Source organism: Peptococcaceae bacterium 1198_IL3148 (genome assembly GCA_036763105.1).
GTDB lineage: Bacteria > Bacillota > Desulfotomaculia > Desulfotomaculales > Desulfohalotomaculaceae > JBAIYS01.
In genome coordinates, this window is record JBAIYS010000003.1 from 243,362 (window position 1) to 257,957 (window position 14,596).

Consider the following 14,596-nt stretch of genomic DNA (forward strand, 5'->3'; position numbering starts at 1 on the left):
TTGGAAAAAAGTAAATGAATTGGTAATTTATCACCATGATTACTTACACTCTTACACTTATACCTTTATATTAATGGCGCCATAATACCTTTGAGGTGGTCAAATGTTTTCTTTTCCAATTAGACCAATGCTGCTGGATACAGCCAAAGAACCCTTTGATTCAGCGGAACATATATTTGAATGGAAGGTTGACGGCATTAGATGTATTATGTTTTACCAGCGCGGTCAGGTACGGTTGCAAAGCCGAAATGGTCGCGACTGTAGCTACGCTTTTCCCGAGCTACTGACGCCATCAACCATGGCCAAAGAAGCAATTTTTGATGGCGAAATTACTGTATTATCCGGTGGTAAACCTAATTTTGAAGGTGTAATGGCACGTTACATCGCTGGTGCTAAAAAAGCCATTTCAATGGCTGTTAAAAATCCTGCCTATTATATCGCTTGGGATATTATTTGGCATGACGGCAAATCAACTGCAGAAATGCCATTAATCGAAAGAAAAGCTATATTAAGCGACACCCTTAAGGATAGTGATACCATCAGCAAGATCGATTGGGTGGACACTGATGGGTTAACCTTATGGCAAGCAATAATAGATCATCAACTGGAAGGTATGGTGGCTAAAAAAAAGGACAGTAAATATGAATTTAAGCGCTCCCATTCTTGGATTAAGATTAAAAATTACCATGAAGTAGTAGTAAACGTTCTTGGTTACAAACAAAACGATGGGTACTTACTGGTGGGAACCGATAATCACATTCAAGGACATGCACTGGGCATGAGTAAAAACGAGAAGGCTGTCCTTTGGGAAATAATTTCAAGATATGGCAATATTAAGGATAATACCGTTTGGTTGCCCGCCGGCATCCGCGGTCGGGTTAGATTTACCACTTGGACACCAAAGGGTAACATGCGTGATTGTCATTGGGTGAGGTTTGAGGTGTAATTAGGTGCAAAACCGCTGCTCTTTTAAGAACAGCGGTTTATAGCAGTTTAAAATGTAAATACTTTAGCATCTGCTGCCAAATCAATTAGCTGAGCAGCAGTTCCCAGTTGTGCCCCCTCAATCATATTGCCGTCATCTAATTGACGAATTCGAGCACAGGGAGTACATACATAAAAGGTGACATTGTTCTGTTGCAGGAAGTCTAAATAACCTTTGCCACCTTAGCAAACTGAAAAGTGCGCGTTGCCCGCACAGGATCTTCTAACCCACGACTAAGCACAAAAAGGTATTTTGCCATTTTCACTTCCACCCTTCATAGATTTTATTAATCTATATAGAATTTGACAATCAGTCTAAAATCCCTTGGGGAAATGTTGATTATATTGAGATCCATTATTTTTTGGGTGTATAACAAGCACAACGTTTTCCAGTGGAACGAAATACTATTACCGAAGGGATATATTGGGTTTTAACACTATAGGCTTTACAGCCCTTGGGAAATCTCTTATCCCAGGTCACATAATAGTATCTGCAATTTTGACAGTTAATCCTTTTATCTGTCATTTTAAACGCCCCTTAGCCTAAAGGATAGGCCTTTGACTTTCTGGCGGTAAACACCTGGATTTCAGTATAACCAACCTGCCGGGCCAGGGCCAAAGCTTGATTATAACTGGCCCCTACATCTTCAGGACAATGGGCATCTGAGTTAATGACAATGGGAATTTTTTGCTGTTGACATACCTGTAGCAGTTGCGGGTGAGGATAGATTTCTCTCACTGGTTTTCTTAAACCAGCAGTACTTATTTCAATACAAAGGTTGTTTTGGGCCAGCGCTTTGGCTACCCTTTGATACTGCCGATGCAAAAATTCTTGATTATCAGGAACATAGTTATATATTTTAGCCAGATCCAAGTGTCCGGCAATATCAAAGAGCTTGCTCTCCGCCAAACATACTATGCGGTCAAAATACGCCTGCCAAACTGATTCCACCTTGCGTTTATCCCACTCTGCAATCATCTCGGTGAGATCAAAGCCCCAATCATCTATCCAATGTACCGAACCAATTACATAATCAAAGGGGTAGTTATTAATAAAGGCGGCAATTTCCTTTTCTTTACCAGGAAAATAGTCTACTTCGATACCAAATTTAACATTTATACCATGTTTTCTAGCTGAGTTAATCATCGTCAGGTAATCCTGCATCCGTTCGGTTTGCCTTTGCCCTACCCATTGATTATAAAAAATGGCCCGGGTTTCTTTAAACCTATAGGCGTGCTCTGATATGCCCCAGTCCCCAATGCCTAAGCGCTGCACTTGATGATAAAATTTCTGTAGCCATTCTACAGTATATGGCCCTTTTTCAACATGAATATGATAATCGGTTAGCATTTCTTCCTCCCTACACAATAGTTGGAAGGGGCTGTTGCAAAACCCACTATAGGGATCGGTTTCATGCCGACCCGCCAAGTAACTTTTTGCAACAGCCCCTTAAGTTATTCTGCACTCCATTTCTGAATGGTAACTTCTACTCTGCGGTTCTTGGTGCGCCCTTCTGCAGTGTCATTGGACTCAATGGGGCGATACTCTCCATAACCGATGGCGCTAAATCGTCTAGGATCAAGGTTTTTATTCTGTAATATCAGTTTCATAAAATTAAGGGCTCTTTCGGAGCTAAGGTCCCAGTTGGATTCGAATTGTCTAGTATTAATGGGAACGTTATCGGTATGTCCCTTAATAACAACCTCATACTGGTTATATTGTTCCAACATATGCCCAATGGAAACAATGGTTTTAACAAATTCCTGTTTTATCTCAGCACTGCCCGAATCAAATAATGCTCTGTCCCGGATAGTCAAAGTGAGAAAATTATTTTTTAAGCCAGTTTCTAATTCAGTGGATAGATTGTTCTCTTCTATGTATTTATCAATTTGTCTTTTAAGTTGTTCTAATTGCAAGTCATTGGTGGTTTGATGCAACCTTTCAACAGTGGTGTCCGGTTCAGGATCCAAATTCACCACCCTAGTTCCGGTATGAAAAGCAGCGCTCATAGCTTCCCGCATGGAGTTATATTTTTGCGCATCCACCGTGCTGGAAGCAAATAACACAATAAACAATGCCAGCAATAACGTTAGTATGTCAGAGTAGGGAACCAGCCATGTTTCATCCATATGGTCTTCATTGCGTTTCTTTTTTTGTCTACTGGTCATCACCTGCTCCCTCCTTTTGGATGTTGGCGTTAGCACGTTCTTCCTGGGAGAGATATACCATTAGATATTGTTCTAAAGCAATGGGGGAAATACCCGAACCGATGGCCACAACACCTTCCACCATAATGTGTTTAAGTTCCATTTCTCTACTGGATAATCGTTTTAATTTATTGGCAATGGGATGCCATAACACATAACCAGAAAAAATACCCATTAATGTGGCCACAAAGGCAGCTGCGATGGAATGGCCCAAGACATCAATGTCACTCAAATTGCCCAGGGCAGCGATTAAACCCACCACCGCCCCTAACACCCCCAGTGTGGGTGCATAGGTACCAGCTTGACTAAATATCAACGCGCCAGCGCGATGGCGTTCTTCTATGGCCTCTATTTCCTCCAGCATTACGTTTTTTACAAATTCTATGTCACTGCCATCAATAATCATTTGGACACCACTTTTTAAAAACTCATCTTCTACATTTTCCAAGTGATTGTCCAAAGCCAATAGACCCTCTCTGCGGGTAATGGTTGCCAAATTAACAAATAGCGCAATTAGTTCAGTTTTAGGCATTAATTTCTGCTCTGTAAAAATCAGCTTAATTAAGGTAGGGAATTTTTTTAACTCTTTTAAAGGGAAACCCATAAATAAAGTTGCTGCGGTACCCACAAAAATAATTAATATCGCTGCCGGGTTCCATAGCACCGTTAAACTTGCACCTTTTAACACCATACCTAGTCCTACAGCAATCAATCCCAAAACCAGTCCGATAAATGTGGATTTTTCCATTAATTTACATTACACCTCTTCTTTACATTTTATGACCTTTAATTGTTTCGATATTAAGTGACATTTTCCTTCTTAAATATTAGTTGATAAATTAACAATGTTATAAATATATCATGATTATAATTGCAGGTACTAATTTTATTATCGACAAGATTTTAACCTTCTTAAGAATTGTTTAATATTTAATCACTGTATCGGCTAAAATATTGCTATACAATGTTTAAATATAAAAATATTACATGTTTTCAGGAGGTTATTTAATGAACACAGAAAAAAATTTAAAAGATGCCTTTGCAGGGGAATCCCAAGCAAATCGTAAATACCTCGCCTTTGCTGCCAAAGCCCAAGAAGAAGGATACACCGCTGCCGCAAAATTGTTTCGCGCCGCAGCTGAGGCAGAAGCCATTCACGCATTGGCAGAACTAAAGGCTTTGGGTGAAATTAAATCCACCGCAGAAAACCTAAAATCCGCCATTGCTGGTGAAACCTATGAGTTTACCAATATGTACCCCGACTTTATCAAAACAGCAGAGGCCGAAGGCAACAATCAAGCTAAAAGGGCCTTTAATTTTGCCAATGAGGCGGAAAAGGTGCATGCAGATTTATATCAAAAAGCTTTGGCTGTTTTGGACAGTAACGAGGATATGGATTATTACCTGTGCCCGGTATGTGGCTACATTCATGAAAAAGAAGCGCCAGAAAAATGTCCAATTTGTGGCGCTAAAGGAAGTAGCTTTAAAAATGTAGGTTAGTATAAATTAACAATAAAAAAACGCCCGCTGGGCGTTTTTTTATATCTGTTCAAACTCATCTTTGCCCACACCACAAATTGGGCAAGTCCAATCATCCGGTAGATCCTCAAATGCAGTACCTGGCTCAATCCCATGTTCAGCATCACCTTGACTGGGGTTATATTCGTAACCACATACTTGACAGCGATACACTTTATCGTTTGACTGCTTTGGCAATGTTTCATCTTTCGGCGGTGTACTTTTTATTGGTTCTTTAGCACTGCCGCCCTTTAATTGGTGATAATACGCGTATGTCATTGGAGCACCAGTGTTAAGCACTTCAGCATCTGTCATTTCGCCGATAAAGATGGTGTGGGTGCCGACATCAACCGTTTGTATTACTTTAGCCTCCATAAAGCTCAATGTATTCTTTAGAATATAGGGCAACCCGTTGTCGGTAGTTTGGTAATCAATACCCTCAAACTTATTATGTTCTCTGCCAGATTTAAAGCCAAATTGACCAATTAAAGACAATGGCGCATCCTGGGCCAGTACTGAAACGGTAAATGCTTGACCAGCCATTATGTATTCATGGGTAAGATTATTTTTATTGATGCTCACCGCCATAGTGACGGGGTTAGAGGAAATCTGAAACATCGTATTGGCTATCTGTCCATTAATGTTTTCATCATTTTTTCCACAAACAACATACAACCCATAAGTAATGCTATACAGTGCTTTATTATTCATAAATTTCCTCCTTTGATAATCATATTTAATAAGCAAATACTATCAAATATCACTATCTAAAGGCAAATTAATTTTGTATTAAAAATATATAACCCGAGACAAAACCTCGGGTTATAAAAATTATTCTGGCGACAACCTACTCTCCCAGGGATAAACCCAAGTACCATCGGCCCTGCAGAGCTTAACTTCCGTGTTCGGCATGGGAACGGGTGTAACATCTGCGGCAAAACCACCAGAAAACTTATCTAATTATTTTGGTTGCGGGGGAGGGACTTGAACCCTCGACCTTCGGGTTATGAGCCCGACGAGCTACCAACTGCTCCACCCCGCGACAACAAAAATAATTATAACAAAAACTATTATTCTATGCAAGGGGTAAAACAAAAAATTATTCTACCACCACAAATTGGTCCTTGCCAACGCCACATACTGGACAAACCCAGTCATCGGGAATATCTTCAAAGGCAGTGCTAGGGGCAATGCCACCATCGGGGTCACCCTTTTCTGGGTCGTAGATATAGTCACAGACCTCACAACGATATTTTTTCATACCAATAACCTCCAACCTATTATTAATTATAATGTTATTATTCAGTGTTAATACTTTTGATATTACATGTAATAATTACCAATAATAACAGCATAACACATAGAAATCAATATTTCACACCATTTTTTTCTGTATCTAGGAGCATACTATTAACAATGATTATAGGAGGTGTTTTTATGCCACAACAACATATCCATTGTGCTGTTAACAACTGCCATTATTGGGCCCAGGGTAACAAATGCGTAGCTAATGAAATTATTGTGGTTAATGATGCTTTTGGCAACAAACAGCCGGACCGGGTAGATCACAACATGGCTCTACAACTGAGTCCCACACCCGCTCAAACCTGTATGGAAACCTGTTGTAAAACCTTTGTTCAAAAGGGATCTCCCAACATCACCGCCGATAAAGCTTACAAAATTCAATCATAGCTTAAAAGGGGCTGTAGCAAAGTTTTGCAACAGCCCCTTTAGTTTTTAATGAAGTAAAAATTTTTGCGTATGCACTTCTCCCAGTACATCATAAAGATACTCCACAATTTCTTTTTGCTCTTCGTTTGGTTCCAGCTCTTCTGCCTGATCCAGCAATCTCCATAGACCCCGGTTAGCATCTCTAATTAGCAAGGCATGGGGTTTAAACTCTTCTTCGTCAATTTTTTTGGTCACACCCATGGTTACCACTTCCCAGTCGCACATCAATATAATATGTTGTTTTGATGTAACAGTGCGAAAAATTTCCCACATTTCTGGACCAAAGCCTATACCAATACCGATACCTTCCTCCCAGTCAATGTCCAACACCACCAAGAAGTCATCGTCGTTAACTTCCAGTAGTTCCCAAGTGAAGCTATAGTTTATTTCTTCCCCAGCGTGAAATTTAGTAAACAAATCAGATAACTCTTCTTTTAAGGTGGGCAGCACCAATACCAATGCTTCATCTGATTCTCCAATAAATTCAGGGAAAACAACTCCTTTTGTCACTTGCTACCACCTCCTTGTTTTATAGCGTATTCGCCGCAGCTTAGAAAATTCCTGCTTGTTAACTTTTAACTTAGCTACATATTAAATAATTGAGCCAGCTATTGCAAGCTGGCTCCTTTGTTAATCACTGTTAATCATTACAACTCTTTGGGGCAACTTATTAATATCTAAGATAACCGAATCAACAGGGTAAGTTATCACTGTTAAGTATGCAGCCCCAGGTTTTGGTTCTGTGGTGGTATATCTCACATATAATGTTTGCCCAATTATTTTTGTATCTTTTATATCTATGTTATAACCGCTAGAAGGTTTCTTACCCCACATTAATTCTAATTTGTATCCCTCTGGCACTGGGTTGAGGGTATAACTAACACCCAGATTATTTTTTTCATTTTGTTTTAATTTTATTAGAGATACTAAATTACTAATCATTGTTTCAGCATCTCGGCGGGTTATAGAGACATCAACATTTAATTCCGCATTGATGTCATCCTTTAAGCCCAGTTCATAGGCTAAACGCGCAGTGTCAAATTCGCCATCGTCAAAGGGATTAACAACCAAACTACACATTTTAAGAGCGTCGGCAATCACTATTGGTTCATTGGGTAAATAATCGCCATCAATTGTTTTATTGTCTATTTTGTAACCTACCCCTTGGGATAACATAGTGGCAAATTCAGCCATAGTTATCTCTTGATTTACAACTTCTATTTTTGGGGCAGGGGGATCTATTTGATCAATTACCGGCTGATCTGTACCATAAGCTATTGATGCGCTAAAAAGCAAACCTACTAATGCCATGGCCGATAAATATTTTTTCATATTTTGCACCTCCGTACTAATAGACGAAGGTTGTAGGCATTAAGTTCCAACATAGAGTATTATTAGAAAAAAAACCTTACAAATAAACCTATATATAGTAGTACACCAGCCTAAGGCTGGTGTACTTTAATCTACAAATTCTACTTTGCCATTTTTTATTTCTTTGATACGGGCTAACGCTTCGATACGAACACCCTCGGCACGCAATTCTTTGCCTCCGTCTTGAAAGGCCTTTTCCACCACAACGCCACAGCCCACCAATTGGGCGCCGGCTAGCTGCACTAATTTGCGCAACCCCCTTAGAGCTTCACCGCGAGCTAAAAAATCATCTACTATTAATACCCGATCACCGGCAGATAAATAATTTTTTGAAACAAATATCTCCACCGACTCTTGCTTGGTGAAAGAATAAACAGTGGAACTAAAGTAACGATGATCCATGGTTGAAGCTTGTTTTTTCTTGGCAAACAGCACTGGCACATTAAGCGCGATTCCGGTCATCAGTCCAACCGCTATTCCAGATGCTTCCACTGTTAAAATTTTGGTCACTCCTTGGTCTTTAAACAATCTAGCAAACTCATCGCCAATTTCTTTAATAAAAAATGGATCCAGTTGATGGTTTAAAAAGGAATCTATCTTTAAAATTGAATCCGATATAACTTTTCCCTCAGTTAAAATACGATCTTTCAAGAGTTCCATGGGTATACCTCTTTCTGCAATTATTTATAGATAGTTTATCTGTCCTCGCGATCATAAGCAACACCCAATGCCTTTGGTGACCCCACGCCACCGGTTTGTGATTGACGGGTGGAAATAATTAGAACAAGAATTGTACAGATATAAGGCAACATGTTTAAAAAGTAAGATGAAATCTGAACGTCCAGCATCTGTATTCTAAATCCGAGGGCATCAATGGCACCAAACATATAGGCACCAACCAGAGCGTACAAAGGATTCCAGCGGGCAAATATAACCAATGCCACCGCAATCCAACCGCGCCCAGCAGTCATGTTCTCCATCCAGGATGGTGCATAGGCCAGCGATAAGTAAGCACCGGCAAGTCCCGCCAACATCCCCCCTATTATGGTGTACATGTAACGGGTTTTTGAAACGCTCACACCTAAAGAATCTGCTGCACCAGGGTTCTCACCCACTGCTCTCAGGTTTAGGCCCATCTTGGTGCCATATATCAGCAAACAAAGCAACGGAACTAACAAGTAGCTCAAGTAAACCAGGACATCTTGGTTAAAGAAAATGGTTCCTATTATCGGTATGTCACTTAAAAACCCTAGGGTTTGCGCTTTAAAAGCGTTGGGCAGTGGTTGGCCAACATAGGGTTTTCCTAAATAACCGGATAAACCGGTGCCAAAAATTGTTAAAACCAATCCGCTGACCACTTGGTTAGCTTTTAAACTGACTGTTAGTATAGCATGGATTAAAGCTAATGCCCCACCAGCCAATAAGGATATCAGCACACCAACCCATGCACTGCCAGTAATTAAAGCAGCTACAAATCCCGAAACTGCCCCTACCAACATCATTCCTTCTACACCTAAATTTAATATTCCTGCCCGTTCGGTTAGTATTTCTCCCAAGGATGCATATAAAAGAGGTGTGCCGGCAGTAACTGCTGTAGCTAGAACTGCAATAATTAGGCTTGTTTCCATTGGTTATTTCCCTCCGCGGTTTTTGACTTGCTGTTAAATACAATCCGGTAACGAGTTAATATTTCGGTGCCCAGAACAAAAAACAATATTAAACCCTGTAGCATCGATACCAGAGCCAGCGGCACACCACTGCTCTGCAAGCTAAATCCCCCAGCCTCTAGCCCACCAAATAATATCGATACAACAATTATTGCTGCCGGATTTAACTTGCCCAGCCAAGCAATAATGATACCGGTATAACCATAACCGGGGCTAAAATTTTCCTGTAATAAGTGCGTTAAACCAGCCACCTCTGCCATGCCTGCCAAACCGCAAATTGCCCCACTTAAAAACATCACTAACACAATATTTTTAGGGATATTCATCCCGGCATACTTGGCAGCCGAGGCACTTTCGCCAATTACTCGGATTTCATAACCCCAACGACTGTGTTTAATACCATAGTGAATTAAGATGGCGATTACGATAGCAAATATAATTCCGGCATGGATTCTTGTGTCCCCAAAGGTAGGCAACATGGCATTCTCAGAAAATCTTGGTGTTAAGGGAAAGTTAAAGCCCGCAGGATCACGCCATGGTCCAAAAACAAGGTAGTTAACCCACAATATGGCCACATAGTTTAGCATTAACGTGGTGATAATCTCATTTACTCCCAGATATGCCCGGGGAATACCCGGCAAAAGCCCCCAAATGCCACCACATATGGCTCCAACAATGCACATAGCTGGTAGCAATATAAAGGCCGATACGTCGGGAAAACTAAGGGCCACCCAAGTGGCCCCAAATGCGCCCATATAAAGTTGCCCTTCTGCACCGATATTCCATAGCTGCATCCTAGAAGCCAGCGCAATACCCAATGCGCACAACATTAAAGGAATAGATTTCACTATTGTTTCAGACAATCCATATAATGATCCGAAACCACCTTTAAACATGGCAGTGTATGACTTAATTGGGTCATGCCCAGTAACAGCCAACAGTGCCGCCCCAATAATTAAAGCCATTAATACAGATATTACTGGCATTAAAAAAGTATTGACAGTTGAAGTTCGTGCCCTTTTTTGCAATTTAAACGGTGAACTCATGACACCTTTACCTCCATTTGTGTTGAACCAAGCATCATTAAGCCGATCTGCTCCGGTGTTGCTTCTTTCACTGGCAGTACACCCATCAAGCCACCCTGATACAGCACGCCCACTCGGTCACAAAGTTTAAACACTTCTTCTAGGTCTTCAGAAATCAGCAAAACAGCCGCGCCCTTAGCAGCCTGTTCCAATAATAACTGGTGTACCGTTTCGGTGGCCGCAATATCCAAACCTCTGGATGGAAAAACAGCCACAACCAATTTAGGATTGCTAGAAAGTTCTCTGGCCAACAATAAACGTTGTTGGTTACCGCCGGATAACAATCTTACCGGCGCCTGTAAACTGGCCAGTTTGACGTCAAACTCACTAATAAGTTTTTCAGCATGCAATCGGGCTTTCTTAGGGCTAATCATCAGTCCCGAACCCAGCTCGCTGCCTTGGTAATTTTTCATAATTAAGTTATCGATGGCACCCAATGACGGCACCAACCCTGTGCCCAAGCGATCATCAGGTATATAACTAACGGCAGTATTAATTAAATCCTTTGGTGTTTTGTTGGTCACATCTTGACCATCTATATTAATTCTGCCGCTGGTAACCGGTCGCAAACCAACAATCGATTCAGCTAACTCTCTTTTACCATTGCCTGCAATACCAACAATGCCCAGTATTTCTCCAGCAGCCAATGACAGAGAGATGTTATTTAAGCCTGGCTTATGACCTGATTCGGCAGTACTAATATTCTGCATTTGTAACATGGCAGCACCTTTTTTTATTTGCTGGCGCTTAGCAAAACTGACAAATTCTTGACCCATCATCAAGTTAGCCAACTTTTTAGGCGTAACATCACTACAATTAATAGTTCCAACGGATTTGCCAGCCCGCAATACCGTTACGCGGTCTGCCACTTGCATAACCTCATGCATTTTGTGAGTTATGATAATTACCGCATGCCCTGCTTTGGTCATTCGCTTTAATGTAATAAAAAGTTCTCCCGCTTCCTGGGGGGTTAGAACCGCAGTGGGTTCATCTAAAATTAGTAATTTAGAACCCCGATAAAGCATTTTAACGATTTCCACTCGCTGTTTCTCACCTACCGACAGTTGCCATACCTTGGCAGCAGGGTCAACGCGCAAGCCATAACTCTCTGATATCTCTACCAACTGATTTTCAACATTTTTCATGCGTAATATCGATCCAAGTTTCTTGGAACCCAAAACTACATTTTCTGCCACTGTAAAGGTATCCACCAACTTAAAATGCTGATGCACCATCCCAATCCCCGCGGCAATGGCATCTCGAGGATTTTTAAAGTTAACCTGTTGACCATCTACTAAAATTTGCCCTTCATCAGGACGGTATAACCCCGATAATATTGACATTAACGTGCTTTTACCCGATCCATTCTCACCTAACAACGCATGGATTTCTCCAGCCCGGACAGTTAAATTCACTTGGTCATTGGCAATTACACCGGGAAATCTTTTAGTGATATTAATCATCTCAACCAGATTTTTCCTTTTCATAAAGCACGCCCCTTAATCATCAATAAATGGAATGGGCGCTGACACCAATGGTGCCAGCGACCCGATATTTATTAGTTTTGTTTAGGAATACTTCCCTCAACGCCTTCTACAAACCAGTCAAACTCTAACAATTCTTGGTCAGTCATTTTTTGACCCTCTGCTATTTTTACATTGCCATGCTGATCTTTAATAGGACCAGTAAACACATCCCACTTACCGTCAACAATCTCTTGCTTTTTAGCTTCAACCAATTGCTTGGTTTCTTCAGACACCATCGGGCCATAGGGTGCTAAGGCAACAATACCGTCCTCTAAGCCACCCCAGTAGGATTCTGGCTGCCAAGTTCCGTTTTTAACCGCTTCAACTACTTCTACATAGTAAGGACCCCAATTCCATACCGGAGAGGTAAGTACTGCTTTAGGCGCCATCTTGCTCATATCAGTGTTGTAACCTACACCATAAACACCCTTTTCTTCAGCTGCTTGCATTGGCCCAGGTGTATCTTGGTGCTGAGCAATAACGTCGCAACCTTCATCCAACAATGCTTTGGCGGCATCTTTCTCTTTTACTGGGTCATACCAAGTGTTGGTCCACAGAACTTTTACTTTAGCATCTGGATTTACCGCTTTAACTCCCAAAGTAAAGGCATTGATACCACGCACAACTTCAGGAATTGGGTGCGCTGCCACATAACCAATCAGATTGTTCTCAGTATGCTGACCTGCCACCATACCGCTTAAGTAACGAGCTTGGTACATGCGACCAAAGTAGTTGCCCATGTTGTCACTGGTTTTAAAACCTGAGCAGTGCATGAAAGTCAAATCTTTATTTTTCTCAGCCACTGCCAAGGTAGCATCCATGTAACCAAAGCTGGTGGTAAAAATAACTTCACAACCCTCTTGCACCAATTGCTGAATGTAAGATTCACTGGAGGCACCTTCTGGTACATTCTCCATAATGTAGCTGGCATCCACATAGTCAAGATGCTCTTCTAAGTACTTCCGGCCCTCTTCTTGGGAATAGGTCCATCCGGCGTCTCCAGGAGACCCAACATATATAAAGCCAACTTTCATTTTTTCATTTTGGGGCTCCGCTGCAGTGTCAGCTGCTTCCTCGCCGCCACCACACCCTACTGCTAAAAGCGCCATTACCATCAATGTTGCCACTAGCAAAATTAGTTTACTTTTCTTAAACACGTTAATCTCCTCCAAACAAATAATTATAAATTAAATAATAATATTGAAGTTTCTTCGCCCCTCCTTTTAAAAAATTACTACCGTTATTAAAAAACAAAAAAACCCAAACGGATAGGATTCAACACTTCGTGTGAAACCTACCCGCCTGGGCTTTTATCCCTTCGGTGTAACTAGCTAATCATATAACTAATTTGTACCGCTCGGACCAAACCACCACAAACTGGTGTGGAACCCTAGGTACACTTCCCCACGTAGTCAGGTAATTTACGGTTACCTGGTAGAGACTCTTGGGCCATATTCCCAAGGATATACGTGACGCTATTTATTTCTAAAATATCGTATCTTGATGTTAACTCAATATTAGCAGATGTTGCCAAGACTTGCAATCCTTTTTTATAAAACATTAACAATTGTAAAATATACCCATATAATATAGAAATTCTACCAATAAAGGAGGCATGATTATGGGCTATTATGGCGGTGGTTGCTGTAGACCAGGGTACGGACGCCCTTGGTACGGCTATGGACCCTGGTATGGTCCTTGGAGGCCTTGGTATGGTTATGGTCCATGGTACGGCCCATGGGGGCCTTGGTACGGTTACAGTCAGTCTAGACCTAACCAAATGACAAACAGGCCACGAAGATAATTAATATCAACAACCCATGTCCAATGAGGATATGGGTTGTTGATATTAATATTCTTCTACCAATGGTTCATAATATTTTTTCGGGTGTTTACAAAGGGGGCAAACTTCCGGGGGCTCATTGCCCTCATGGATATAACCACACTCTCGACATTTCCACTTGATGGATTGATCTTTTTGCAATAGTCTATTATCCCTCAGTAGCGACAGCATCTTGTTAAACCTATCGGCATGGTGTTTTTCCACCAATTGCAAGTGTTTAAATAATTCAGCCGCTTGAAGTTCCCCTTCTTCTCTGGCTACCCTTTCAAATTCTGTATACATATCTTCATACTCATAGGTTTCTTTTTCCACAGCAGCCTTTAAATTATCTTCTGAGCTGTTGATTTCTTTAAGTAGTTTTAGTAATTGTTCTGCATGTTCTTTTTCGTTTTTAGCGGTTTCTTCAAACACCTCGGCAACTTTAAGCCATCCTTCTTTACGAGCCACCCCAGCCCAAAAGGTGTAGTAATTTCTGGCCTGACTTTCCCCAGCAAAGGCTGCTTTCAGATTATCGGTTGTTTGTTTGCCCATTTTAAACCTCCCTCTATAATCTAACGTTTTCTTAAAATATCTCTGTATTTCTTAGAATTACACATTTTCAAAAACAAGCATTATGGGTATATTTTTCAACATTGTATAATTATGGATAGAAAACCTTATACC

At 41.0% G+C, this 14,596-nt stretch carries 18 protein-coding genes, 1 tRNA gene, 1 rRNA gene and 1 riboswitch; of the genes, 4 read left to right on the forward strand and 16 right to left on the reverse strand.

The features are described from left to right. The first annotated feature begins 127 nt into the window (after window positions 1-127). Window positions 128-946, forward strand: a complete 819-nt coding sequence (locus tag V6C27_05080) for a hypothetical protein (protein MEG6615802.1) — start codon at window positions 128-130, stop codon at window positions 944-946. A 47-nt stretch (window positions 947-993) separates the two neighbouring features. Here V6C27_05080 and V6C27_05085 read toward each other — a convergent pair whose 3' ends face one another. From V6C27_05085 to motA, 4 genes are all read right to left on the reverse strand, one after another. Continuing rightward, a complete protein-coding gene (locus tag V6C27_05085; protein MEG6615803.1) occupies window positions 994-1,143 on the reverse strand; it encodes a DsrE family protein in 150 nt (49 codons plus the stop codon). A gap of 379 nt (window positions 1,144-1,522) precedes the next feature. Continuing rightward, complete coding sequence (locus V6C27_05090; protein MEG6615804.1) at window positions 1,523-2,335, reverse strand: histidinol-phosphatase; 813 nt, start codon at window positions 2,333-2,335, stop codon at window positions 1,523-1,525. Window positions 2,336-2,439: 104 nt separating this feature from the next. Beyond that, complete coding sequence (locus tag V6C27_05095) at window positions 2,440-3,153, reverse strand: flagellar motor protein MotB (protein ID MEG6615805.1); 714 nt, start codon at window positions 3,151-3,153, stop codon at window positions 2,440-2,442. Further along, window positions 3,143-3,940: a flagellar motor stator protein MotA gene (gene motA, locus V6C27_05100; protein MEG6615806.1), complete on the reverse strand. Its 798-nt coding sequence runs from the start codon at window positions 3,938-3,940 to the stop codon at window positions 3,143-3,145. The genes V6C27_05095 and motA overlap by 11 nt, the downstream gene beginning before the upstream one ends. Window positions 3,941-4,200: 260 nt before the next feature. Here motA and V6C27_05105 point away from each other — a divergent pair, with 260 nt between their 5' ends. Further along, entirely contained in the window at window positions 4,201-4,692 is a 492-nt protein-coding gene (locus V6C27_05105) for a rubrerythrin family protein (protein ID MEG6615807.1), read from the forward strand. Between the two features lie 39 nt (window positions 4,693-4,731). Here the strand turns inward: V6C27_05105 and V6C27_05110 are convergent, their stop codons facing one another. From V6C27_05110 to V6C27_05125, 4 genes are all read right to left on the reverse strand, one after another. Further along, window positions 4,732-5,421, reverse strand: coding sequence for a flavin reductase (locus V6C27_05110; protein ID MEG6615808.1), 690 nt, complete (start codon window positions 5,419-5,421; stop codon window positions 4,732-4,734). Window positions 5,422-5,544: 123 nt separating this feature from the next. Continuing rightward, window positions 5,545-5,658 (reverse strand): 5S ribosomal RNA (rrf, locus tag V6C27_05115). Window positions 5,659-5,676: 18 nt separating this feature from the next. Beyond that, window positions 5,677-5,752, reverse strand: a tRNA-Met gene (locus V6C27_05120). 57 nt (window positions 5,753-5,809) lie between these two features. Next, window positions 5,810-5,971 carry a rubredoxin gene (locus tag V6C27_05125; GenBank protein ID MEG6615809.1) on the reverse strand — a complete coding sequence of 54 codons (162 nt, stop codon included), beginning with the start codon at window positions 5,969-5,971 and terminating at the stop codon, window positions 5,810-5,812. Between the two features lie 176 nt (window positions 5,972-6,147). Between V6C27_05125 and V6C27_05130 the strand changes: the two genes are divergently transcribed. Beyond that, complete coding sequence (locus V6C27_05130; GenBank protein MEG6615810.1) at window positions 6,148-6,402, forward strand: DUF1540 domain-containing protein; 255 nt, start codon at window positions 6,148-6,150, stop codon at window positions 6,400-6,402. Window positions 6,403-6,447: 45 nt separating this feature from the next. Here the strand turns inward: V6C27_05130 and V6C27_05135 are convergent, their stop codons facing one another. From V6C27_05135 to V6C27_05165, 7 genes are all read right to left on the reverse strand, one after another. Beyond that, a complete protein-coding gene (locus V6C27_05135; GenBank protein MEG6615811.1) occupies window positions 6,448-6,951 on the reverse strand; it encodes a hypothetical protein in 504 nt (167 codons plus the stop codon). Between the two features lie 120 nt (window positions 6,952-7,071). Further along, on the reverse strand, window positions 7,072-7,773 hold the full coding sequence (locus tag V6C27_05140; protein MEG6615812.1) for a protease complex subunit PrcB family protein: 702 nt from the start codon (window positions 7,771-7,773) through the stop codon (window positions 7,072-7,074). A 126-nt stretch (window positions 7,774-7,899) separates the two neighbouring features. Further along, window positions 7,900-8,472 (reverse strand): xanthine phosphoribosyltransferase, encoded by a 573-nt coding sequence (locus V6C27_05145; GenBank protein ID MEG6615813.1) that lies wholly within the window; start codon window positions 8,470-8,472, stop codon window positions 7,900-7,902. A 35-nt stretch (window positions 8,473-8,507) separates the two neighbouring features. Next, entirely contained in the window at window positions 8,508-9,440 is a 933-nt protein-coding gene (locus tag V6C27_05150; GenBank protein MEG6615814.1) for an ABC transporter permease, read from the reverse strand. Beyond that, window positions 9,425-10,525, reverse strand: a complete 1,101-nt coding sequence (locus V6C27_05155) for an ABC transporter permease (GenBank protein MEG6615815.1) — start codon at window positions 10,523-10,525, stop codon at window positions 9,425-9,427. The genes V6C27_05150 and V6C27_05155 overlap by 16 nt, the downstream gene beginning before the upstream one ends. Then, window positions 10,522-12,051, reverse strand: a complete 1,530-nt coding sequence (locus V6C27_05160) for an ABC transporter ATP-binding protein (protein ID MEG6615816.1) — start codon at window positions 12,049-12,051, stop codon at window positions 10,522-10,524. The genes V6C27_05155 and V6C27_05160 overlap by 4 nt, the downstream gene beginning before the upstream one ends. A gap of 71 nt (window positions 12,052-12,122) precedes the next feature. Beyond that, the gene (locus tag V6C27_05165; protein MEG6615817.1) at window positions 12,123-13,253 is read right to left on the reverse strand and encodes a BMP family ABC transporter substrate-binding protein; all 1,131 of its coding nucleotides are present in this window, start codon (window positions 13,251-13,253) and stop codon (window positions 12,123-12,125) included. A 226-nt stretch (window positions 13,254-13,479) separates the two neighbouring features. Further along, window positions 13,480-13,581, reverse strand: a riboswitch (purine riboswitch). 140 nt (window positions 13,582-13,721) lie between these two features. On the opposite strand from V6C27_05165, the gene V6C27_05170 reads away from it, so the two are divergent. Next, window positions 13,722-13,874, forward strand: coding sequence for a hypothetical protein (locus V6C27_05170; GenBank protein ID MEG6615818.1), 153 nt, complete (start codon window positions 13,722-13,724; stop codon window positions 13,872-13,874). A 65-nt stretch (window positions 13,875-13,939) separates the two neighbouring features. On the opposite strand, the gene V6C27_05175 is transcribed toward V6C27_05170, so the two are convergent. After that, window positions 13,940-14,464 (reverse strand): rubrerythrin family protein, encoded by a 525-nt coding sequence (locus V6C27_05175; GenBank protein MEG6615819.1) that lies wholly within the window; start codon window positions 14,462-14,464, stop codon window positions 13,940-13,942. Between the last annotated feature and the right edge of the window lie 132 nt (window positions 14,465-14,596).

What these genes read in the sequence shown, in the direction of transcription:
- V6C27_05130 (MEG6615810.1), top strand. Translation starts at nt 6,148, where the DNA reads ATGCCACAACAACATATCCATTGTGCTGTTAACAACTGCCATTATTGG.
- V6C27_05140 (MEG6615812.1), bottom strand. Translation starts at nt 7,773, where the DNA reads ATGAAAAAATATTTATCGGCCATGGCATTAGTAGGTTTGCTTTTTAGC.
- V6C27_05095 (MEG6615805.1), bottom strand. Translation starts at nt 3,153, where the DNA reads ATGACCAGTAGACAAAAAAAGAAACGCAATGAAGACCATATGGATGAA.
- V6C27_05145 (MEG6615813.1), bottom strand. Translation starts at nt 8,472, where the DNA reads ATGGAACTCTTGAAAGATCGTATTTTAACTGAGGGAAAAGTTATATCG.
- V6C27_05160 (MEG6615816.1), bottom strand. Translation starts at nt 12,051, where the DNA reads ATGAAAAGGAAAAATCTGGTTGAGATGATTAATATCACTAAAAGATTT.
- V6C27_05105 (MEG6615807.1), top strand. Translation starts at nt 4,201, where the DNA reads ATGAACACAGAAAAAAATTTAAAAGATGCCTTTGCAGGGGAATCCCAA.
- V6C27_05110 (MEG6615808.1), bottom strand. Translation starts at nt 5,421, where the DNA reads ATGAATAATAAAGCACTGTATAGCATTACTTATGGGTTGTATGTTGTT.
- motA (MEG6615806.1), bottom strand. Translation starts at nt 3,940, where the DNA reads ATGGAAAAATCCACATTTATCGGACTGGTTTTGGGATTGATTGCTGTA.
- V6C27_05150 (MEG6615814.1), bottom strand. Translation starts at nt 9,440, where the DNA reads ATGGAAACAAGCCTAATTATTGCAGTTCTAGCTACAGCAGTTACTGCC.
- V6C27_05125 (MEG6615809.1), bottom strand. Translation starts at nt 5,971, where the DNA reads ATGAAAAAATATCGTTGTGAGGTCTGTGACTATATCTACGACCCAGAA.
- V6C27_05080 (MEG6615802.1), top strand. Translation starts at nt 128, where the DNA reads ATGCTGCTGGATACAGCCAAAGAACCCTTTGATTCAGCGGAACATATA.
- V6C27_05090 (MEG6615804.1), bottom strand. Translation starts at nt 2,335, where the DNA reads ATGCTAACCGATTATCATATTCATGTTGAAAAAGGGCCATATACTGTA.
- V6C27_05155 (MEG6615815.1), bottom strand. Translation starts at nt 10,525, where the DNA reads ATGAGTTCACCGTTTAAATTGCAAAAAAGGGCACGAACTTCAACTGTC.
- V6C27_05175 (MEG6615819.1), bottom strand. Translation starts at nt 14,464, where the DNA reads ATGGGCAAACAAACAACCGATAATCTGAAAGCAGCCTTTGCTGGGGAA.
- V6C27_05170 (MEG6615818.1), top strand. Translation starts at nt 13,722, where the DNA reads ATGGCGGTGGTTGCTGTAGACCAGGGTACGGACGCCCTTGGTACGGCT.